23 protein-coding genes are annotated in these 21,896 nt (G+C 62.3%); 6 read left to right on the top strand and 17 right to left on the bottom strand.

What is annotated here, in order from left to right; translation table 11 throughout:
• The 8 genes from AC1DUU_RS05035 to AC1DUU_RS05000 all read right to left on the bottom strand — a co-directional run.
• The coding region (locus AC1DUU_RS05035; RefSeq protein ID WP_476782323.1) for a MaoC/PaaZ C-terminal domain-containing protein at positions 1–184 on the bottom strand (184 nt) is incomplete at its 3' end.
• A gap of 2 nt (positions 185–186) precedes the next feature.
• The gene (locus AC1DUU_RS05030) at positions 187–987 is read right to left on the bottom strand and encodes an SDR family oxidoreductase (protein ID WP_476782322.1); all 801 of its coding nucleotides are present in this window, start codon (positions 985–987) and stop codon (positions 187–189) included.
• 23 nt (positions 988–1,010) lie between these two features.
• Entirely contained in the window at positions 1,011–1,769 is a 759-nt protein-coding gene (locus AC1DUU_RS05025; protein WP_476782321.1) for an enoyl-CoA hydratase family protein, read from the bottom strand.
• Between the two features lie 14 nt (positions 1,770–1,783).
• Positions 1,784–2,851, bottom strand: a complete 1,068-nt coding sequence (locus AC1DUU_RS05020) for an NAD(P)H-dependent flavin oxidoreductase (RefSeq protein ID WP_476782320.1) — start codon at positions 2,849–2,851, stop codon at positions 1,784–1,786.
• A 127-nt stretch (positions 2,852–2,978) separates the two neighbouring features.
• Positions 2,979–3,746: an SDR family NAD(P)-dependent oxidoreductase gene (locus tag AC1DUU_RS05015; protein WP_476782319.1), complete on the bottom strand. Its 768-nt coding sequence runs from the start codon at positions 3,744–3,746 to the stop codon at positions 2,979–2,981.
• A gap of 41 nt (positions 3,747–3,787) precedes the next feature.
• The gene (locus AC1DUU_RS05010; RefSeq protein WP_476782318.1) at positions 3,788–4,324 is read right to left on the bottom strand and encodes a nuclear transport factor 2 family protein; all 537 of its coding nucleotides are present in this window, start codon (positions 4,322–4,324) and stop codon (positions 3,788–3,790) included.
• 49 nt (positions 4,325–4,373) lie between these two features.
• Entirely contained in the window at positions 4,374–5,549 is a 1,176-nt protein-coding gene (locus tag AC1DUU_RS05005; RefSeq protein ID WP_476782317.1) for an acyl-CoA dehydrogenase family protein, read from the bottom strand.
• Positions 5,546–6,688, bottom strand: a complete 1,143-nt coding sequence (locus tag AC1DUU_RS05000; protein WP_476782316.1) for an acyl-CoA dehydrogenase family protein — start codon at positions 6,686–6,688, stop codon at positions 5,546–5,548. Before AC1DUU_RS05000 ends, AC1DUU_RS05005 begins: the two co-directional genes overlap by 4 nt.
• A gap of 190 nt (positions 6,689–6,878) precedes the next feature.
• Between AC1DUU_RS05000 and AC1DUU_RS04995 the strand changes: the two genes are divergently transcribed.
• From AC1DUU_RS04995 to AC1DUU_RS04975, 5 genes are all read left to right on the top strand, one after another.
• Complete coding sequence (locus tag AC1DUU_RS04995; protein ID WP_476782315.1) at positions 6,879–7,649, top strand: SDR family NAD(P)-dependent oxidoreductase; 771 nt, start codon at positions 6,879–6,881, stop codon at positions 7,647–7,649.
• A gap of 36 nt (positions 7,650–7,685) precedes the next feature.
• Entirely contained in the window at positions 7,686–8,174 is a 489-nt protein-coding gene (locus AC1DUU_RS04990) for a nuclear transport factor 2 family protein (protein WP_476782314.1), read from the top strand.
• Between the two features lie 102 nt (positions 8,175–8,276).
• Positions 8,277–9,155, top strand: coding sequence for an SDR family NAD(P)-dependent oxidoreductase (locus AC1DUU_RS04985; protein WP_476782313.1), 879 nt, complete (start codon positions 8,277–8,279; stop codon positions 9,153–9,155).
• The gene (locus tag AC1DUU_RS04980; RefSeq protein WP_476782312.1) at positions 9,152–10,045 is read left to right on the top strand and encodes an SDR family NAD(P)-dependent oxidoreductase; all 894 of its coding nucleotides are present in this window, start codon (positions 9,152–9,154) and stop codon (positions 10,043–10,045) included. Before AC1DUU_RS04985 ends, AC1DUU_RS04980 begins: the two co-directional genes overlap by 4 nt.
• A gap of 184 nt (positions 10,046–10,229) precedes the next feature.
• Positions 10,230–10,970 (top strand): TetR/AcrR family transcriptional regulator, encoded by a 741-nt coding sequence (locus AC1DUU_RS04975; protein WP_476782311.1) that lies wholly within the window; start codon positions 10,230–10,232, stop codon positions 10,968–10,970.
• A gap of 49 nt (positions 10,971–11,019) precedes the next feature.
• Here AC1DUU_RS04975 and AC1DUU_RS04970 read toward each other — a convergent pair whose 3' ends face one another.
• The 9 genes from AC1DUU_RS04970 to AC1DUU_RS04930 all read right to left on the bottom strand — a co-directional run bounded on the left by AC1DUU_RS04970 (position 11,020) and on the right by AC1DUU_RS04930 (position 21,032).
• A complete protein-coding gene (locus AC1DUU_RS04970; protein WP_476782310.1) occupies positions 11,020–11,625 on the bottom strand; it encodes a VOC family protein in 606 nt (201 codons plus the stop codon).
• Positions 11,626–11,652: 27 nt separating this feature from the next.
• Positions 11,653–12,858, bottom strand: a complete 1,206-nt coding sequence (locus AC1DUU_RS04965) for an acetyl-CoA C-acyltransferase (protein ID WP_476782309.1) — start codon at positions 12,856–12,858, stop codon at positions 11,653–11,655.
• A 185-nt stretch (positions 12,859–13,043) separates the two neighbouring features.
• Complete coding sequence (locus tag AC1DUU_RS04960; RefSeq protein ID WP_476782308.1) at positions 13,044–13,823, bottom strand: SDR family NAD(P)-dependent oxidoreductase; 780 nt, start codon at positions 13,821–13,823, stop codon at positions 13,044–13,046.
• Between the two features lie 13 nt (positions 13,824–13,836).
• A complete protein-coding gene (locus AC1DUU_RS04955) occupies positions 13,837–14,907 on the bottom strand; it encodes a phosphotransferase (protein ID WP_476782307.1) in 1,071 nt (356 codons plus the stop codon).
• Between the two features lie 9 nt (positions 14,908–14,916).
• A complete protein-coding gene (locus AC1DUU_RS04950) occupies positions 14,917–16,125 on the bottom strand; it encodes an acyl-CoA dehydrogenase family protein (protein WP_476782306.1) in 1,209 nt (402 codons plus the stop codon).
• 65 nt (positions 16,126–16,190) lie between these two features.
• Complete coding sequence (locus tag AC1DUU_RS04945) at positions 16,191–16,991, bottom strand: CoA-transferase subunit beta (RefSeq protein ID WP_476782305.1); 801 nt, start codon at positions 16,989–16,991, stop codon at positions 16,191–16,193.
• 11 nt (positions 16,992–17,002) lie between these two features.
• Positions 17,003–17,881: a CoA transferase subunit A gene (locus AC1DUU_RS04940; RefSeq protein WP_476782304.1), complete on the bottom strand. Its 879-nt coding sequence runs from the start codon at positions 17,879–17,881 to the stop codon at positions 17,003–17,005.
• A gap of 50 nt (positions 17,882–17,931) precedes the next feature.
• On the bottom strand, positions 17,932–20,025 hold the full coding sequence (locus AC1DUU_RS04935; RefSeq protein WP_476782303.1) for a 3-hydroxyacyl-CoA dehydrogenase NAD-binding domain-containing protein: 2,094 nt from the start codon (positions 20,023–20,025) through the stop codon (positions 17,932–17,934).
• On the bottom strand, positions 20,022–21,032 hold the full coding sequence (locus AC1DUU_RS04930; RefSeq protein WP_476782302.1) for an NADPH:quinone oxidoreductase family protein: 1,011 nt from the start codon (positions 21,030–21,032) through the stop codon (positions 20,022–20,024). Before AC1DUU_RS04930 ends, AC1DUU_RS04935 begins: the two co-directional genes overlap by 4 nt.
• Positions 21,033–21,259: 227 nt before the next feature.
• Here AC1DUU_RS04930 and AC1DUU_RS04925 point away from each other — a divergent pair.
• On the top strand, positions 21,260–21,896 hold a 637-nt coding region (locus AC1DUU_RS04925), incomplete at its 3' end, for an SDR family NAD(P)-dependent oxidoreductase (protein WP_476782301.1).

Here is a 21,896-nt window from a genome sequence, read left to right as displayed (position 1 = left end):
CAACAGTGGTGCCGAACGGGCCGCCCTTGGCGCGCACCGGATCGACGTGGATCCACTGGTGATCACCGGTCGCCTCGGCAAAAGTGTCGATGCGCTTTTGGTCGATCGTCAGCCAATCGCTTGAACCGAGGTTCTGGCCAATTGCCGCCACCGCCTCTTCAGGCGAAGAGAAGACGAGCCCCATCGTCACGACCTTTGGCTGGAGACGGAGACGATCTCGCCGACCATGTAGCCGGCGTAGTCGCTGGCAAGGAACATCATGACGTTGGCGATCTCCCAGACTTCCGCGGCGCGGCCGAAGGCTTCCTGGCTCGCCAGGGCGTCGAGCTGCTCCTGCGGCGCCGAGCGCTTGAGGAAGTCATGCATGGCAATCGACGGCGACACCGCGTTGATGCGGATGCCGTATTCTGCGGCTTCGACCGCCGAGCAGCGGGTGAACGCCATCACTCCGGCTTTCGCCGCTGCGTAGTGCGACTGGCCCTTCTGGGCGCGCCAGCCAAGCACCGAGGCGTTGTTGACGATGGCGCCCTTGCCGCGCGGCTGCATCTTCTTCAGCGCCGCGCGGGTCATGCGCATGGTTCCCGTCAGCGTCACGTCCAGAACCAGGTTCCACTCCTGGTCGGTCATCTCGACAACGGGCTTCAGGCCACCAAGACCGGCATTGTTGATCAGCACGTCAATGCCGCCGAACTTTTCTTCGGCAGCGTCGACCAGCGTCTGGACCTGTACCTCGTCGGTGACGTTGCAGAGCTGGCTGTAGATCTCGACGGTCGACGAAAACTCGCGCAGCTTCTCGGCAGCTTCAGCCAGGCGGCGGTCATGGACATCCGAGATCATGATCGCGCGGCAGCCTTCCTCGATCGCCTTGCGGGCGGCGGCAAAGCCGATGCCGACGCCGGCGGCGGCGGTGATGAGCACCGAACGGCCCTTGAGCAGGCCATGGCCTTCGACATAAGGCGGAACGGGGATGATTTTGGTGGCGGTCATTGATCGAACGTCCTGCTGTCTAATTATTTCTTGAAGTCGGAGTCGCGCTTGCCGACGAAGGCATCACGGGCTTCCTGCGATTCCTGGGTCAAGTAGGCTTGGGCCGTGAACCCTTGCTCCCAGCGATACTTCTTCTCGAGATCGCCGTCCTCGATGCCGTTCAGCGCCTCCTTGGCGAGCCGGATCATGATCGCGCTCTTGGCGGCGATGGTCTTTGCCAATTCCATCGCGGCAGCGCGCAGCTCCTCACGCGGAACGATCTTTTCGACAGCCCCCAGGCGGTAGGCCTCGGCCGCATCGATCGGCTCGCCGGTGAAGTACATCTGGCGAACCTTCTGGACCGGAAACAGGCGCTGCAGGTGCGCGCCAGCGCCCAGAGCGCCACGGTCGACTTCCGGCACGCCGAAGGTCGCGTCGGGCGAGCAGATGATAATGTCAGCCGAGCCGCAGATGCCGATGCCGCCGCCGAGAATGTAGCCATGCGCCGCCACGATCACCGGCTTGAGGCCGCGATGCACGGAGCGGAAGGTCTCCCAGTTGCCAGCGTTCACCTCAGGGATGCGCTCGGGATGCTTCTGCAGTTCCTTGATGTCGACGCCAGCGCAAAAGCCCCGGCCCTCGGCGCGGATGACGATCACACGCACCTCAGGGTCGGCATTCAGGCCGTCGATGGCCTGCGAAAGCTTGCGCCAGCCGATGCTGTCGAGCGCATTGACCGGCGGGTTTTCGATCACCAGCTCGGCCATGCCTGCGTCGATCTTGGTCCAGAACTGATCGCTCATCGCGAGACTCTCCTTCACTTCGTGGCGACGAGCGCCGAAATTTCCCTAAGCCGCGCTTCGGCCTCGGCGACGATGCGTGTAATCAGCTCCTCGCAGCTTTCGAGCTTGTCGATCATCGCTGCCGCCTGGCCAGATGGCAGCAGGCCGGTTTCCGTGTTGCCTTCGACCACGCCGCGCTGCACCAGCGTCGGCAGGTTCGGTGCCATCACAGTCTGAGCAAAGCTGTTTTCGCCGCTCGACAGAACCTTGAGCCCAAGCTTGGCCATGGCGATCGGGCCGAGGCCAGCCTCCTTGCCCCACTGGCGGGCATATTTCATGCTCATCGCAAGCCTCGCTGGYAGGCCCATGCTTTCAAGGCGCCTGATCTCGGCATTCTCGATGAAGCGCTGCGGCATGCCGTCGACGGCGGTGGTCGTGCGGATCAGCGTCGGGTCCTTGGTGGCGAGGTAGCGGTCAAGCGCTGAGCGCGGGACCGGCGATTCCTTGGTCATCAAGAAACGCGTGCCCATGGCAATGCCAGCTGCGCCATATCCGAGAGCGGCCGCCAGGCCGCGACCGTCGAAGAAGCCGCCCGCGGCAACGACCGGCACCTTCACCGCGTCAAGCACCTGGGGCAACAGGATGGTAGTCGGCACGGCACCCGTATGTCCGCCGCCCTCGCCGCCCTGCACTGTGATGATGTCGGCACCAAGTTCGACAGCCTTGATCGCGTGCTTGACCGCGCCAACTGTCGGCATGCAGACAACTCCGGCGTCCTTCAGCCGCTTGATCGTTTTGGCATCGGGACCGCGACCGTAGCTGACGGCGCGAACCTTGTGCTTGATGACAGCCGCAATCACTTCCTCGGCGTTGGGCTGGAACATGTGAAAATTGACGCCGAAGGGACGGTCGGTCTTCGACTTGATGGCAAGGAGCTGGTTTTCGACATCGCCCGGCTCTGTGGTCGCACCGGCAAAGAAGCCGAAGCCGCCGGCATTGCAGGTGGCGGCAGTCAGATTGGCGTCGGCGACCCAGCCCATGGCCGTCTGCACAACCGGGAAGCGGCTCCCGAGGCGTTCGCACAGGACGGTATGCAGGCTCATGGTCATTCTCTCTTGCTGAATTCGGCGACCGCCCATTGCCCTATCGACATGGGGCGATCACGCTGTCTCGTTTCAAATGATGCGCCGCACAAAGCCGAACATCGTCTGAATGAACTAACGGCCATTTTCAGTAGAAGACGCGGCCGCCATTGACCATCAGCGTCTGGCCGGTAATGAAGCGCGCCTTGTCGCTGGACAGGAACACCACCGCGTTGGCGATGTCTTCAGGCTCGCTCAGTTCGCCCAGCGGGATCATGTTCTTGGCGCGCTCATAGGCGTCCTTGGGAATGCGCTGCATGGCGCGCGTGTTCGTCGGCCCAGGGCAAACGGCGTTGACGTTGACCTTGAACGGCCCGAGTTCGCGGGCGAGTGCACGGGTGAAGCCAAGCACACCAGCTTTGGCCGAAGCATAATCGACTGTGCCGATGTCACCATTCATCGCCGAGTCGGACGAGATGGACACAATCTTGCCCGAGCGGCGCTCGCGCATGTCTTCGACCACCTGACGGGTGCAGGTCAACGTGGTCATGAGCGATACCCCGACAACGAACTGCAGTGTTTCGGGCTTGGCTTGCCAGAATTCCGAGTAATTCTCCCGCGCGGTCTGCCCGATGTTGTTGAGCAGGATATCGACAGGCCCCAGTTCACGCTTGATGCGGGCAAAGCTGTCGACGACAACCTGCTGATCCGTCAGGTCGCCGACCAGCGGCAGCGCGCGTACGTCAAACGCCCGCACCAATTCGGCGGTCTCGGCAAGAGCATCGGCCTCGCGGTCGAGAATGGCAACGTCAGCGCCTTCCTGGGCATAGGCGATGGCCGCGGCGCGGCCGATGCCGTTGCCTGCCCCTGTCACCACGGCAATCTTGCCTGCGAATTGTCTCGTCTGTGCAGTCATGTTTCCTCCGCGCGGAACGCCCGCTATTGCACTTTTCTGGATCAGCCACCGAAGCGGCCGAACAATTTCAGGACCTCGTAAGACAAATCATCGGGTCCTGGCCGCCCGAGCGGGCTGCCGGCGGCGAAATCGCGATAGGCATCGGCATCGACGCTGCGCTTGGTCGACCAGTCGAGCGTGATCGAACGGCCCGTGAAGCGCCATTCACCCTCGTCGCGCCGGTAGCGGTCGAGGCTGCGGCTGCCGGTGATCACTTCATGGGCATCGGCGCCGTGCGTGCGATGATAGTTGATCTTGTATATCTCGCCTTCGGCACGTTCGCCGTCGATTTCGAAGCTGGCGTTGACCACGTAATGCGCAGTCGCGGCATAGTTCGACAGCGCTTTTTCGACAAAGGCGACGTAGGCGTCCGGCCCGCCGACGAACATTTCGCCATGCACCTCGTGGGCATCGTCGTGGTAGAGGCTGCGCAGCAGCGCGAAATCACGCCGGTCGACCGCCCGCGAATAAGCCGTCACTAGTCGCCGCAGCGCGTCGCGCGCCGCAAGTTGGCTCAGGTCCACCTCCCGAATGCCCATACAGGTCCTCCCAAACCTCACCGCGCCAGGGGCGGCGCGAATGTATTCATCACAGCTTGCCGCGCGGCTCCTTGGGCATGCCAAGCCCTTGCTCGGCGATGATGTTGAGCTGGATCTCGTTGGTGCCGCCGTAGATCGTGTCGGCGCGGGCAAACAGGAACATCTGCTGCAGACGCTCACGGCGCGGATCGTTTGAAACGACGTTGGCGTCCATGCCCAGCACATCCATGGCAAGCTTGCCGAGGTCGCGGTGCCAGTTCGACCAGTGGTATTTGTAGGAAAGGGCCTCGCGACGCGTCTCCGCTGAGGGCTCGTCGCTCAACACGCGCATGGCAAGATAACGCATGGCACGCAGCCCGACCCAAGCGCGGGCAACACGCTGGCAAATGGCTGGCGAGCGGTCCGAACCGTTCTCCTTGGCGAGCTCGACGATCAGGTCGAGTTCCTGCTGGAAACCCATCTGCTGGCCAAGCGTGGAAATCCCTCGTTCGAAGCCAAGTAACGCCATGGCGATCTTCCAACCGTCGCCGGGCTTGCCCAAAACATGATCAGCCTTGGCGCGGGCGCCATCGAAGAACACCGAATTGAATTCGGAACCGCCGCCTATCTGCTTGATCGGATGGATTTCAACGCCCGGCTGGTCAAGCGGCATCAGCAAGAAGATCAACCCGTTGCGCCCGACCGATGCTTCATCGCTGCGCGCCACGACGAAGACCCAGTCCGACAGATGCGCAAGCGAGGTCCACACCTTCTGGCCAGAGACCAGCCAGTCACCGGTCTCGGCTTCCTGCCTGGCGCGGGTCTTGATGTTGCCGAAGTCGGATCCGGCACTCGGCTCGGAATAGCCTTGGCACCAGAATTCGGTACCGCTCAGGATACCGGGCAGGAAGCGCTGTTTTTGCTCCTCGGTTCCGAAGGCGATCAGCGTCGGCCCCATCAACCCTTCGCCGATATGGCCCATGCGGCCCGGTCCGCCGGCACGGCTGTATTCTTCCTGGAACACGACCTGCTCGGCGACCGAAAGTCCGCGTCCGCCGTGCTCAACTGGCCAGCCGGGACAGGTCCAGCGACCGGTTGCCAGTTCGCGCTCCCATTCCTTGCGCAGTTCAGGCAAGGCATCGCCCTCACCCGAGCCGCCGCGATGCTTGAGCTCCGCGAATTTGCCGACCAGATGTGTATCCATCCAACCGCGCACTTCGGTGCGGAAAGCGTCGAGATCGCTCATGAACGGCCTCCATCGCTGAATAGGGCTGCGGCAATGCGGTCGAGATGCGCCTCGCGCGAACCGAGCAGGCAAGCCGACGCCTGGGCGCGTTTGAAATAGAGATGCGGATCGTATTCCCAAGTGAAACCGACACCGCCATACAGCTGGATCGCTTCTTCGGCGGCGAGGTACTGCACGTCCGATGCCACGATGCGCGCACCAGCGATTTCGAGCGCGCTTTCGGCCACTTCGATATGACCGAGGGACGCGGCCGCGCCAAAAACCAGCGAACGCGCCTCGGCGATGTCGACGACCAGCTTTGCGCAGCGGTGCTTGATCGCCTGGAACGACGCGATGGTGCGGCCAAACTGCACGCGCTCGGAAATGTAAGCGAGCGTAATGTCGAGTGCGCCCTGTGCCGCCCCCACCTGTTCAGCGGCGAGGCCAAGATTGGCGAATGACAATGCCTGCCGGAACTCGGCTTCGATCACTCCGCCGCCATCGATGCGGCTTTCCGCCGACACTTCGAGCCCAGCCAGCTCAAGCGAGGCAATCGAGCGGGTAGCGTCCATCACTTTGAGCGGCGTGATTTTCTGGCCGGCCTCGCGCGCTAGGGCAAAGAGTGCGAGCTCGCCATCGTCAAGCCGGGCCGGGATCAACACTACGTCGGCAGCTGCGAGGTCGATCACCTGGTCGACCTTGCCATCGAGCCGGTAACCGCCGGCCGTTTTGGTGGCCTTGACCGCAACCATCGCCAGCGGATCGGCTGCGGAAGGTTCGGCAATGGCAACTGTCACGGCCATTTCGCCGACGGCGATGGCCCTTAGATATTTCGCCTTGGCTGCTTCGCTTCCCACCGACTGGAGAAGTGGTGCCGCCAGGCATACCGTCGACCAGAAGGGCACGCAGGCAAGTCGCGAACCGGTGAGTTCCATCAAGATTGCGACTTCGGTCGCGCCAAGGCCCAGTCCGCCGAATTCCTCAGGAATTGCCATCGCGCACCAGCCGAGTTCGCGCGAAATGATGTTCCATAGATTGGCATCATATGCGGCGCCGGTGTCGATGACACGCCGAATGGCTTCAGACGAAGACTGCTCGCGCAAGAAGCGTTCTGCCTCCTCGCGGATCATCTGCTGGTCGGATGTGAATTCAAGGATCATGCGGGTCCATCACGCGTGAGGTGTGGCTTCAAGCTATCGGGCTCGGCAATGAATGCGAAAGCGCTTCATGCCGGATGCCATTGGCAGACGCCAGCAGCATCGTCCGAATGTGGGATGCCCGTTCGCCTTGGCAGCCACTCTATGGAAGACCGATTAGCATTTGGCGGCCGCGACTTCAGTGGAGGAAAGAATGGGGCTCAAGCGTTTCGACAACAAGGTGGTGCTCGTCACCGGCGCCGCAACCGGCATCGGTCGTGCCACAGCCCTGCGCCTCGCTTCCGAAGGCGCGACGCTGATCCTCGCCGACCGCAATGTCGAAGGTGCGCAAAAAGTGTGCGCTGCCGCCACCGAACAGTACGCTACGCGCGCCAACGCGATTGCCTATGATGCAGCGGACACGGCCTCCGCTCGCCGCATGGTCGACGAAGCGCTCGCCCTGCATGGCCGACTCGACAGCCTCATCAACAATGCCGGCATCTATCGCCGCGATCATTTCGCCAAACAGACCGGCGAAGAGTGGTCGCAGGTCTTCGGCATCAACCTGGAAAGTGTCTTCCATGTCGTGCACCAGGCACTGCCGGCGCTGATCGCCTCGCGTGGCAATGTCGTCTCGACAGCTTCGACCGCCGGTCTCGACGGCATCGCTTATGCGGCTGCCTATGCCGCGTCCAAGGCCGGCATCATCGCCATGACAAAATCGCTGGCGACCGAATATGCACCCAAGGGCGTCCGCTTCAATGCCGTCTGCCCGGGCCGGGTGCGCACTGAAATCGGCACCGGCCTGTCGCCCATCGAGGACCAGGATCCGGCCATATCGGTCCGCCCCTCGAAGCTCCTGGGGAAGGTCGAGACCGGCGAACCCGAGGATATAGCGGGGGCCTTCGTATATCTCGCTTCCGACGACGCCTCGTATGTCTCGGGCGCGGTCATCGTGGTCGACGGTGCACAGACCGTCGGCTGAAGGCGAAGCGACTCGTTCAAATCATTGGAGGATCCCATGTCGGATACCGAAACGCGGCTCGCCACGCTCGAAGCGCGGATCAAGAGCCTGGAGGACCAGCTCGCCATCTATCAGTTGCTCGCGACATACGGCCCTTCGGTCGACAGCCGTACAGGCGATGTCACCGCCTCGCTCTGGGCGGAAAATGGCAGCTATGACTACGGTGCCGCTCCGCTGGAAGGCGCTGCCACCGTCGGTTCTCTGGTCAACATCGAGCCGCACGTCCACTATGTCGCTGACGGCTGCGCCCATGTCATCTCCATGCCGCATGTCTCGGTCGACGGCGACCGGGCGGTGGCTACCGGCTATTCACGTGTCTACCTCAACCAGGGCGACCATTGGCGTGTCGAGCGTGCCGGGGCCAACCGGTGGGAACTGGTTCGCAGCGCTGACGGGTGGCGAGTGCAGAACCGCGTCAACCGCTTGCTCAACGGCCAGCCGGAAGCCCGCGCTTTGCTGTCAGAAGGTATCAAGCCCAAGGGCTAACGCTCGCCTTGAGATCCGATCGGACGCAGGTGACGACATCGTCCAAATGTGGGATGCCCCTATCGTTCCCCGTCGCCATGCTCACCGCCGGGAGGACATGAAATGAAGGCACTTGAAGGCAAGGCGGTGGTCATCACCGGGGCCGGTTCTGGCCTTGGCGCTGCATATGCGCGCCACGCGGCCGGGCAAGGTGCAGCTGTGGTTGTCAACGACATCAGCGCCCAGGCCGCCCAGGCGACGGTCGACGCTATCACCGCTTCAGGCGGCAGGGCTGTCGCCCACGCAGGCGATGTTTCCTCCTGGAACTACGCCCAATCGCTGGTCGACGCCTGTATCGACGCGTTCGGCGCGATATCAGGCATCGTCAACAACGCCGGCATCCTGCGCATCGRCAAGATACTCGACCTGACCGAGGCGGATCTTCGCCGGATGATCGAGGTCAATCTGATCGGCACCGCCGCCTGCGCCAGCCACGCGGCGCGGCGCATGCTGGCTGCCGGCAAAGGCGGATCGATCGTCAACGTCGCATCCGGCTCGCAGGCCGGCGACATCGCGCTTGGCGGCTATGGCGCAACCAAGGGCGGCGTAGCCTCGCTGACCTATAGCTGGGCAATGGAACTGCGCGGCACAGGCGTCCGCGTCAACGCATTGTCGCCGCTGGCCGAGACGGCAATGGCCGCTCAAAACAAGGCGCTGATGGCCGAACAGGCTGCCAGCCGAGAGGTGCACTACGCCGCCCTGCCCGATCCAGAAATTAACGCACCGGTCGTCAGTTTCCTGCTCTCCGATGCCGCGGAAAAGATCAATGGCCAGGTGGTGCGCATCGCCGGGAAGCAGCTGTCATTCGTAACGCATCCCTTGATTGCCGACCCCGTTCTCGAAGGTGACTGGAACGATGTTGCTGTACATACCGCTTTCGCCGAAACCCTGGCCAACAACCAGCAGCCTCTCGGCCTCGGCTACGCGAGGAGCCCCCAATGAGCGCACAGGACACCGATAGGCCCGTCGCGGTGGTCACCGGCGCCAGCAGGGGCCTTGGCCGTGGCATCGCGATTGCGCTCGGCGAAGCCGGCTTCACCGTCTACTGCACCGGCCGCAGCGACAAGGCGGCCATCGGCTCCTGGGGCGGCACTGTCCGCGTGACCGCCGAGGAAATCGACAAGGTTGGGGGCAAGGGCATCGTCGCTATCTGCGATCACCTCGACGACAGCCAGACCGAGGCGTTGTTCAAGCGTGTCGATGCCGAACAAGGCCGCCTTGATCTTTTGGTGAACAATGCTTTCGCCATGCCCGACTGGGCCGTGCCGGATGGCAATTTTTGGGAAAGGCCGCTGACGCTTTGGCGTGACATGATCGATGTCGGGCTGCGCTCCAGCTATGCAGCAAGCCGTTTCGCCGCCCAGATCATGGTTCGCCAGCGCTCTGGGCTGATCGCCAACACGTCCGGCCCCGGTGGCAAGGTCTATCGCCACAGCCTGCCCTACGGAATAGGTAAGGCCGGCCAAGACAAGTTCGCGCACGACATGGCCCATGAGTTGCTGCCGTTCAACGTGGCTGCGATCTCGCTATGGCCGGGACTAATCGGCACTGAACGTACATTGGCGGGCATCGCCGCCGGAGGCGTGGTCGGCGACAATGCCGGCACCTTGCCGCATCTTGAAACGCCGTTCTTCATTGGCCGTGTTCTCGCAGCCGTCCATGCCGCAAGAGATGCCATGTCGCTCAGCGGCGGAACCTTCTATTCGACCGAACTTGCCGAGCGTTACGGCGTCATGGATGCCGATGGCCGTCGCCCTCTTTCGCGCCGGCCGATGTTCGGCTCTCCACTCTATCAGCCGGTTTGCGGCGAAGTCGGCGTGAGCACATCATGATCCTGGCTGGCTACGACAAGAACCCTGCATCATCGCAGGCTTACAGATGTGCGAACCGTATTATATTCGAATTGACCACAGTCTTGGGCTGCGGACGATTCGACCCACGGTTGCTTGCGAAACAATCACGGGCCGGTGTTCGCCCACTGAGCCTGGAGATTCGGCGTTGAGCAGGATGGCGCGAATGACACAAACGGATACGGCTGGTATCGGCGCTGAAGCTTTGGATCGCGAGCTCTCGGCACGTGCATCCACGAACCCGCGCAAGGAACTGGTTCGCGAACAACTGATCGACATCGCCGCCGAACTTTTCGACAGCAAGGGCTACGTCCAGACCAGCATCAACGACATTGCCCAGGCGCTTGGGCTTGGCCGCTCGGCCGTCTACCACTACTTTCGCAACAAAGAAGAGATGTTGGCGGCCTTGGTCGAATCCGAGGCGCTCACGCCTTCGCATCGGTTGCAGGAACTGATGGCCTCACCGGGCCTGTCGGCGTCGGACAGACTGCGCCGCGCGGTTGTCGATGGTATCGTCCGCAGGCTGTCTTCGGGCGCCCGATTCATCTTGCTGTCGCGCCTGGAAACGCAGATCCCGGAAGCTCTCGGCCCACTCTACAACCAGGGTCGCCGCCACATATACGATTTTTACGTGCGCTGCATTTCGGACGGCATGGCGAGCGGCGAGTTCCGCGCTGTCGACCCCAAGGTCACCGCCTTCGCCGTGATCGGCATGGCCAACTGGACGTCGCGCTGGTACTCGCCTTCAGGCGCCAAGACGCCAACGGAGATTGGCGAGATCATCGCCGACCTGGCGCTCGCCGGCCTGCGCGCCCATGAAGACCAGCCGCGCGACGCAGAAGCCGTGCGCCAGACAATCGCAGGTTTGCGCCAACAGATCGACGATCTGGAGAAGTTGGTAAAGTGAGCCTTTGTCGGCCGCCGATCACGCCGACGGCCAACACCAACGATCAGGTTCAGTCGAACTTCACGCCGGCATGCGCGATGAAGGCGCTATAGGTCTCGAAGCGGATGATCGGGTCCGCGCCCTTGTAGGCGCGGATATGATCCAGCACCGCCTGGCGCGAACGGCGCCACATCGGCGGCACGATCTCCAGCATCGGCCCGTAAAGCGAAGGCGACTTGTAATAGATGATCGGCTGCGTCTGTCCGGCGACGCGGATTTCATAGTCGCGTTCGTAGCCGGCTGCCTCGACACGCTTCGTCGCTTCGTCGTGATCATGCACCCAAAAGCCAAGGTGCTGCAGGCCCTCGCGTCCAGCCTTGAGAAAGTCCGTATAGGGCGATGTTGCGTCGTTGGTCTGTTCGATGAGCTCGATCTGGACGTCGCCCATGTAGGCGAATGCCAGCTTGAGCTCGACCTGTACGGGTTCGCCGCGATGATAGGTGATGCCAACCGGCTGGCTGACCCCGTGTTCCATGAAGATGAATGGACCGACGCCGAACACGTCGATCCAGTGGCGCATCGCGGCTTCGATGTCGCGAACGACGAAGCCAAGCTGGGTCGCGGGGCCGAGTATGGGCCTGAGACCTTGTTGAATTTCGATCTCGCTACCAATCATCGAACGCCCTCCCCGTAGTTCCATTCGTCAGTTGAAGATTTCGAACAGTCCGGCAGCCCCCATGCCGCCGCCGACGCACATGGTGACGACGCCGTATTTCACGCCACGGCGGCGTCCCTCGATCAGCAGGTGGCCGCTGGTGCGCGCGCCGGTCATGCCGAAGGGATGGCCGACCGCGATGGCGCCGCCATTGACGTTGAGCTTTTCCGGGTCGATGCCCAGCATGTCACGGCAATAGACGGCCTGGCTGGCGAAGGCCTCGTTCAATTCCCACAGGCCGATATCGTCGACCTTGAGCCCGTGCTTTTGCAGCAGCTTGGGGACGGCGTAAATCGGACCGATCCCCATCTCCTCGGGCGCACAGCCGGCAACGGCCATGCCGCGATAGGCGCCGAGCGGCTTCAACCCGAGCTGTTCGGCACGCTTGGCTTCCATGACCACCAATGCTGCAGCACCGTCGGAGAGCTGCGAGGAGTTGCCGGCAGTGATGTATTCGCCAACCTTGATGACTTCACCGTCGGCGAAAACCGGCTTCAGCTTGGCCAGGCCTTCAAGATTGGTATCGGCGCGGAAACCTTCGTCTTGCGCCAGCGTCACGTCCTGGAAGCTGGTCTCGTTGGTCTCCTTGTTGACCACCATCTTGCGCGAGGCCATCGGAACGATCTCGTCGTCGAAACGTCCGGCCTGGTGGGCAGCGGCCGTACGCAACTGGCTCGCCAGCGAGAACTCGTCCTGCACTTCGCGGTTGATGCCATACTTCCTGGCGACGATCTCCGCGGTCTCGATCATCGTCATGTACATATGCGGCCAATGCTCGGTCACGGCCTGCGAGCGCGCGCGAAAAGTGTTCTTGTGCTTGTTCTGGGTCAGGCTGATCGACTCGACRCCGCCGGCAACGACAGTTTCCATGCCGTCGACGATGATCTGCTTGGCGGCAATCGACAGAGCCATCAGGCCCGACGAGCACATGCGGTCGATAGTCATGCCTGGGACATTGTCCGGCAGGCCGGCGGCGGCAGCACTGAGGCGACCGATGTTGTAGCCCTGTGTGCCCTGCTGGGCCGAACAACCCAAAATGACATCTTCGACCGCGTCGGGGGCGATGCCCGCTCGCTTGACCGCTTCGCGCACCGCGTGGCCGGACAGTGCCGGGGCTTCGGTGTCATTGAAGGCACCGCGAAAGGCCTTACCGATTGGGGTACGGGCGACTGAAACGATGACGGCTTCTCGCAAGGGATGGCTCCAGAAATGCTATGTTTCGGCGGGGAACCGGAGACAAAGTGGGCGTTTGCGCCCCGCTTCGAAACGTCCGGAACCGAAGTTTTCCAACCACTTGCCTAGGAGCGTGCCAAGGTCTGAACATCGTCTGAAAAGACTAACGGTCGACGCGGGCTCGGAAACCCGCGCGGGAAATGCGATCAGACGTGGTAGCCGCCATCAACATTGATGACTTCGCCGGTGATGAAGCCGGCGCGGCTGGAGGCCAGGAACGAAACGGCTTCTGCGATGTCGATGGCCTTGCCGTTGCGGCGCAGAGGCGTGTTCATTGCAGCCGCTTGCGCGTATTTCTCGTCGATAAAGCCGAGCTTGGTCAGTTCCGTATGCTGGCCGGTCTCGATGATGCCAAGCGCCACGCCATTGGCGCGGATGCCGTAGCGTCCTTCTTCCTTGGCCACGCCCTTCATCAGCGCATGCACGGCGGATTTCGGCACCACCGACAATCCATCCGCTGAAGCATAGCGATATTGCGCCGAGCTCTGGCAGGCGACGATCGAGCCTCGTGCCTTGCGCAGATGCGGAATAGCGAAATGAATGACGTTGAAAAAGCCGAATGCGTCCTGCATCAAGTGCTTGCGCATCTGTTCCGGCTCGATCTTGCTCAGATGGATCAGCGGCACCAGCGGCCCGGCGGCATAGACGACCGTGTGGATACCGCCGCCAGCTTCGGCAACGCCGTCGATGAACGCGCGCGTCGCTTCGACATCCTCGATATTGAGCTTGTGGATGGAGGCCTTGCGGCCCTCGCCGCGTACGGCCTCTGCCGCAGCTTCGGCCTTGGCCTCGTTGCTATGATAAGTCAACGCCACGTCGCAGCCATCACGCGCCAGCACCCGGCAGATCTCGGCGCCAACGCCGCCGCTGCCGCCGATGACGATGGCTGTGCCTTCAGCCCGATACAACGCCTGCGTCGTGCTCATGGGGCTCGCTCCCTTATGATTTCATTGCCAGTTCGGCGTAGCGCCAGCCGAATTCGGCCACGGGCCGCGCCAGCGCGCCGGCTTCGCGGGCATGCGCATTCGATGCGTTGCCGTCGACCACACGCTTCATGATGCCTTGGCGGATGCCGGCAACGCGAAACAGACTGTAGGCCAGGTAGGCATACCAATGCCGATCCGAGCCCCCCTCCTGCCCGGTCGCTTTGAGATAGGCGTCGCGGTAGCTGCGCTCGTCGGGAATGCCGAGCCCGGTTATGTCGAGGTCGCCGAGGCCACGATAAGGCTTGTTCGGCAGGCGCCATGTCAGCATGTGATAGGCGAAGTCGGCCATCGGCTCGCCCAGCGTCGACAGCTCCCAGTCGACCAGAGCCAACACACGCGGCTCTGTCGGGTGAAACAACATGTTGTCGATGCGGAAGTCGCCGTGGATAAGCGAAGTGCGGGTTTCCGGCGGGATATTGTCAGGCAGCCATTCGATCAGCCGGTCCATCGCCTCGATGGTTTCGGTCTCGGAAGCGCGATACTGCTTGGACCAGCGCGCCACCTGGCGCGCGACATAGTCGCCGGGCTTGCCGAAACTTTCGAGGCCGATCGCCTTATAGTCGGTGTTGTGCAAGGCGGCAGCGACACGGTTCATCTCCATGTAGATCGCGCGGCGCTCGGTGGGTGACTGCTCCGGCAGCGACGGCGCCCAGAAGGAGCGACCCTCGACAAAATCCATGATGTAGAACATTGCCCCAACTATAGTCTCGTCGTCGCAGAGCAGCTTGGCGCCGGCCACCGGCACGTCGGTGTCGCGGAGCGCGCTGATGACGCGGAATTCGCGGTCGACCGCGTGTGCCGAGGGCAATAGCTTGCCGACCGGCTTCTTGCGCAACACCAGGCTGCGCTTGCCGTTGAAACTAAGCAGCATCGTCGGGTTGGACTGTCCGCCACGGAAGCGCTCAACAGTGAGCGTGCCCTCGCAGCCCTCAATGTTGGCTTTCAGATAGGCGTGAAGCCGCTCGACATTGATCGGGCTGTCGGCTGCGAGCGGTTCGGTACCGACGAAACGGCTGGCGTCCATGCTCCGCCCTCAGCCGATGTCAGCGTATTTGGCCAACTCGATGCGTCCGATCTGGTTGCGGTGCACCTCGTCGGGACCATCGGCGAAACGCAGCTTGCGGGCGTGCGCATAGTAGTTGGCGAGCACGAAGTCCTGCGACACACCTGCCGCGCCGTGGGCCTGGATTGCCCAGTCGATGACCTTGCAGGCCATGTTGGGCGCGGCGACCTTGATCATCCCAATCTCGGCGCGCGCCGCCTTGTTGCCGACAGTGTCCATCATGTAGGCGGCCTTCAGCGTCAGCAGACGCGCCTGGTCGATCATGATGCGGGATTCTGCGATGCGCTCCAGCGTCACCGACTGTTCACCGATGGGACGGCCGAACGCTACGCGACTTTTCACGCGCCGGCACATCAGCTCCAGGCAGCGTTCGGCAAGGCCAATCAAGCGCATGCAGTGGTGGATTCGACCAGGTCCAAGGCGGCCTTGCGCGATCTCAAAGCCGCGTCCTTCGCCGAGCAGCATGTTGGCAACAGGCACGCGCACATCCTCGAAGGTCATGTCCATGTGGCCGTGCGGCGCGTCGTCATAACCGAACACGGTCATCGGGCGCAAAACCTTGATGCCAGGCGTGTCCATCGGCACCAGGATCATCGACTGCTGCTGATGCTTGGCAGCGTTGGGATCGGTCTTGCCCATGAAAATCAAAAGTTCGCAATGCCGGTCGCCGACACCCGAAATCCACCACTTGCGGCCGTTGATGACATAATCGTCGCCGTTGCGGACAATCGAACTTTGGATATTGGTGGCGTCGCTGGAAGCGACATCCGGCTCGGTCATGGCGAATGCCGAGCGGATCGAACCGTCGAGCATGCCGGGCAGCCAGCGCGCCTTCTGCTCTTCAGTGCCGTAGCGCTCGATGGTCTCGATATTGCCGGTGTCAGGCGCCGAGCAATTGAAGATCTGCGACGAGAAATGCACCCGACCCATCACCTCGCACAATGGCGCGTATTCGGTGTTGGTGAGGCCTGCACCATGGTGGGATTCCGGCAGGAACAGGTTCCACAGTCCGGCAGCCTTGGCTTTTGCCTTCAGCTCTTCGAGCACAGGTGGATGGCCCCAGCGGTCGGTTTCCACTTCGTCGTGATAACGGCGTTCGTTCGGATAGACATGCTCGTCCATGAAGGCGTTGAGACGCGCGAGCAGGTCTTTGGTCTTTGCGCTGTATTCGAAGTCCATATTCCGTCCGCCGCTGCTATTTCAAGAGAGGTGCCGCCGGTTGGTTCACCGGCGGCGAGTGCGTATCAGGCAGCGCGGACGCCCGAAGGATTGCCCTTCAGCACGGTCGCGCGGACATTGTGCGGATCAAGCTTTGCAATGATCGCCAGCTGTTCCTCGGTCGGCGCGGCCGTCGTGGTCATGCCTACAGCGCGCAGCAGCGGGAAGCCGGTTGCTTCCTGCACCTGCTCGAAGGTGACGCCTGGATGCAGCGACAGCACCTGGGCGACGTGATCGGGGCCGTTGAAATCGAACACGCACAGGTCTGTGACGACCACGCCGAGCTTAACGTCGGCAGGCTTGGTGCCTTCCGGCCAGTTCTTGGCGTTGTAGCCGACGCTCGCCACCACATCGACTTCACCTTCAACGAAGGTGCGCTTGGAGTGGTTGGGCAGGAACATCGAATTCTTGTGGCAGATCGAGTTGCCCGGAAACCCGCGAACACCCAGCATCGCAACCTTGGGCTTTTGGAAATCACCACCAAGAGCGGAGATGTTGCCCTGCCCGTAGCGGTCGACCTGAACCGGCGTCACCATGGCGTGGCGGCGGCCGCTCCAGACGCTGTCGAAGACGCGGCTATAAGGCATCCAGCCGGAAAGTTTTGGCTTGTAGTCGCCGCGCGGTCCAAGCGGGATCGGGTCTTCGACGAGATAAGCCTCGCCGTCGGTCATCATGATGCCGGGCGCGCAGGTGAGCTTGGCAAGGCCAGCCGCCAGACGCGGCAGCGGGCCGATGCCGGTGGCCAGAACCTCGCCATCGGCCGCCCAGGCTTGCGCGCCGGTGGCGATGATCAATTCGGCAAGCGTGAAGTCTTTTGCAGTCGTCATATCGTATCCGATCAGAAAATGGGGAGGGGCAAGGCGCGGATCTGGGCTTCGCCGCCCACGCTCGCGATGTAGCTGGCCTCATCGCCCTTCACATATTCGTCGACATAGCGCTGCCAGGCGCCCTCTTCGGTCGCCGACGCGGCATAGGCCTTGAGGTGGCCCATGTCCCAGCCATAAGCGTCATGCGCTGCGGTCGGATGGGCGCCGAGCGGTGCCTTGACCACGCCGGTAACCAGGCAGCGCTCGAACAGGTTCGACTTGGCCTTGTCGGAATATTCATCGCCGATGCGGTCGACCAGAACTTCGGTTGTGACGAACACCTTATCGGCGGCGCGAGCGAACAGGCCGTCGAAGAACGGGTCCGGACCATCGGTCTGGGTGTTGCCCAGCCGGTCGGCGCGGCTTACGTGGATCAGCGCAACGTCGAGCTTGATCGCCGGCATGGCGAGCAGCACTTCGCCGTCGTCATAAGGCGACTTCACGGTCTTGAAGTGCGGGTTGTACTTCATGACGTCCGAACCGAGGCCGACGCGGGTCGCTGCAAAAGGCAAATTGTGACCGGCAGCCTGGAGACCGAGCAGCAGCAGACCCTCGTCGAGTTCGCTGACTTCCACCGCACCAGCCTCGCGTGCCTTGCGGAAATAGGGCTCGATCGGCATCGCATCGAGCGACACGAAGCCATACATCAGCTTCTTCACCTTGCCGGACGCGCACAGCATGCCGATCTCGGGGCCACCATATGCCACCAGCGTCAGATCCTTGAGATCGGAACGGAGAATCTCACGCACCAGCGCCATCGGCTTGCGGCGGGGACCCCAGCCGCCAAATCCGATCGTCATGCCGTCGCGCAATTGGCCGACGACCGCTTTCAGGTCCATTTCCTTGTTCATAGATACCTAATCCGTTTGTTCTTCGTATTGGTTCGGCAAGGTTCCACGGCTCAGCCGTAAAAACCCCTGCCCTCGGCTACCAGCCGCTCTATGAGCGCGGCCGGCTTGAAATACTGATCGCCCACCAGGCCGGCATATTTGTCGAGCGCAGCTTTGACCTTCGCCAGGCCGATCTGGTCGGCGTAGAACATCGGTCCGCCCAGATAGGTCGGGAAACCGAAGCCGTTGGTCCAGATGACGTCGATATCGCTAGGCCTTACTGCCGCACCTTCGTCGAGGATCTTGGCCGCCTCGTTGACCATGGCGTAGAGGCAGCGTTCGAGAATCTCCTCGTCGGTGATGGTACGCGCGACGAAGCCGCGCTCCTTGCGGTGTGCCTCAAGCAGTTCGTCGACTGCGGGGTCATGCGAGGCCTTGCGGTTCTCGTCATAGATATAATAGCCCGCGCCCGACTTCTGGCCGAGACGGCCAGCAGCCACCAGGCGGTCGACGATGTTGCACTGCTGCTCGCGTGGCGACATCCGGGCGACGCGTGCAGCACGCGCGGCGGCCATGATGTCCATTCCGGCAAGGTCAGCGAGGGCGAATGGCCCGATTGGGAAGCCGAAGGCGGTTAGCACGCGGTCGACCTGTTGCGGCGTCGCACCGTCCTCAAGCAAAAACTGTGCTTCGCGCGTCCGCTTGGAAAGCATGCGGTTGGCAACGAAACCTTCGGAACGCCCAACCATGACAGGAACCTTGCCGAGACGCTTGCCGAGCGCTGTGGTGGTGGCGAGCACGTCGGGAGCGGTGTTTGCCGCCCGGACGTTTTCGAGCAGCTTCATGACATTGGCGGGGTTGAAAAAATGCATGCCGGCAACGCGCGCCGCATTCTTGCTGGTCGTCGCCAGTTCCTCGATATCCAGGAACGAGGTGTTGGTGGCGATGATCGCCTCATTGCACAGCACCGCGTCAAGCTTGGCGAAGACCTCCTTCTTGACGTCAAGCTGTTCCGTCACCGCCTCGATGACCAGATCTACGTCACCGATACCGTCATAAGAAGTCGTAGTGGTCAGCAGCGCCAGGCGGCGCTCCATCTCTTCAGCCTTGAGGCTGCCGCGCTTGACGTAGCCTTCGTAGATCTTGCCGATTGCCTTGGTCGCGGAAGCCAGACCTTCGTCGGTGAGGCCGATCAGCGTCACCGGAATGCCGATATTGAGGAAGCAAGCAGCGATGCCGCGCCCCATCGTGCCAGGGCCGACAATCGCGACCTTATTCACGTCACGCGGCTTAACGTCCGCACCAACGCCGTCTATCTTGAGGGCTTCGCGTTCAGCCGCAAAGATGTGGCGCAATGCCTTGGACTGCGGCGAAACCAACAGCTCCTTGCAGGTCTTGTATTCGAGCGCAGTAGCCTCGGCGACCGACGTCTCGGTGACCATCTTGAGCAGATCCACTGCGACGAGAGGTGCTTTGAAGCCTTTGTATTTCTTCGCCAATGCGGCGCGGCTGGCCTCGAGCGTGGCCGGATCGAATGTAGGCACAGGCAGGTCGCTGGTACGGCGAACCTTGGAACCATCAGCAATCACCTTCTCGGCGAAGACGATGGCCGCAGCCTTGAGGTCACCCGACACGACCTCGTCGATCAGGCCCTTCTCGCGGGCATCGCGCACCGAAATCTGGCCGCCTTCGCTGATCATCGTCAGCGCCTGTCCGACACCGATCAGGCGCGGCAGACGGACGGTGCCGCCCGATCCCGGCAGGATGCCAAGCTTGACTTCGGGTAGGCCGACCTTCGAGCCGTCGAGGGCAAGGCGGTAACTACAGGCCATCGCTACTTCGAGGCCGCCGCCGAGCGCGGTTCCGTGGATGGCGGCAATGATTGGCTTGGTGGCAGCGTCGAGGGTTTCGATAACTTCGCCGAGCAGCGGCTCCATCATCGGCTTCTTGAATTCATGGATGTCGGCGCCGGCAATGAAGGTGCGGCCCGCACAGACGATCACCATGGCGCACGCTTCCGCATCGCTCTCCAGCGCCTGAACGGCGTCGATCAGCCCAGCGCGCACTGAGTGCGACAGCGCATTCACGGGCGGATTGTCGACTGTTGCGACCAGAATATTGCCGTGCTTTGCGACCGAAACGGTCTTGACGAGTTGCTCGGTCATGCCGGCACTCCTTCCCTGCTATTGCCACTAGTTCCGGTGACCAGAACCACCTTGCCCTTGACCGCCCGCTCCATCACCACGTCGAGCGCTTCGGCGAAGCGTTCGAGCGGATATTCGGCCGAGATGTGCGGCTTGAGTTTGCCTTTGGCGAACCAGCCCATGAGCTCGGCGATATTGGCCGCGTTCTTCTCCGGCGCAGAGCGCGCATAGGCGCCCCAGAAGACGCCGATCAGCGCCGACTGCTTGAGCAGCAGAAGGTTGAGCGCGATCTTGGGAATGTCGCCGGCGGCAAAGCCGATCACCAGATGCCGGCCGAACAATGCAAGGTTGCGCACAGCAGTCTCAGTCAGGCTACCGCCGACCGGGTCATAGACCACATCGACGCCCTGCCCGTCGGTCACGTCCTTGATGCGCTGGCGCAAATCCTCGGTGGAATAGTTGATCGTCTCGTCAGCACCATATTCGCGGCACAGCTTAAGCTTTTCGTCGCTGGAGGCTGCGGCGATGACACGAGCGCCCATCTGCTTGCCCAGTTCGACGGCCGTCAGGCCAACGCCGCCGGCAGCACCAAGGACAAGCAGCGTCTCGCCAGGCTTGATCTGCGCCCGATCCTTCAATGCGTGATGCGAGGTCGCATAGGTGATGAGGAAGCCCGCAGCTTCGACAAAGCTCATTTCGTCCGGGATCGGGAACACGCGCCAGGCATCAACCACCACCTGCTCGCCATAGCCGCCGATACCGGCAAAAGCCAACACACGCGTGCCGGGCTTCAGATGCTCGACACCCGCACCTACGGAGCTGATGACACCAGCCACTTCGCTTCCCGGCGAAAACGGCCGCTCGGGCTTGGTCTGGTATTTGCCCTCGACCATCAACCCGTCGAAAAAGTTGATACCGCATGCCTCGACGCGAATGACAACCTGACCGTTCCCGGCCCGTGGCGCGGGAACCTCTTCGATCCTGAGTTCTGCCCTTGGGGCGAACTCCCTGCAGATGACTGCCTTCATTTTCCCCTACGCCGTTTTTTGCTGCCATTTCGGCGCTGCCAACATCTTTGATCGAGGCAAGGAATGGGACAGCGGCACAGGGCAAACATCGTCTGATGGGACTAGTCATCGGGAACCCGCCGATTTGCGCTGAAAACGAAGGGGTTGATGCGCAGCGTTAGTCTTTTCGGACGATGTTGCGGGCGCCATCGCGCGCAGGTTCGCGCAATCATATCAGGAGGAAAATCATGGCCCGTCTGGCAGGCAAAGTCGCATTCATCACTGGCGCAACCGGCGGCATCGGCGAGACCGCCGCGCGGCTGTTCGCTCAGGAAGGGGCCAAGGTCGCTATTGCCGGCCGCCGCCGCGACAAAGGCGAAGCAATTGCCGCCTCGATAAACGCCGCGGGCGGCGTTGCCATCTATGTCGAAACCGATGTCACCGAGCCCGATAACGTCGAAGCCTCGTTCAAGGCGGTGATGGACGCCTGGGGACGTCTTGACGTGCTTTACAACAACGCAGGCGGCTCAAGCTCTGCCGACGGCCCGGTGACTGTGGCGCCGTTCGAGGAATTCTGGCGCTGCATCAAGCTCGACCTGTTTGGTACCTGGGTCTGCTGCCGCAACGCCATTCCGCTGATGCAGCGGTCCGGCGGCGGTTCGATCATCAACTGCTCGTCTATCGTCGGCGCGATGGGCATCCCCAACCGCGACGCCTATTCGGCTGCCAAGGGCGGCATCATCTCGCTGACGCGTTCGATGGCCGTCGAATTCGCCAAGGACAACATCCGCGTCAACACGCTCGTTCCCGGCGCTGTCGCCACCGAGCGCGTGCTCGGCTTCTTCGAGCGCGAACCGCATCTCAAGGCGCAGTTCGACGCCTATC

Source organism: Aminobacter sp. P4_H6_2 (assembly GCF_056400805.1).
This window is presented reverse-complemented; position numbering and strand designations above follow the sequence as displayed.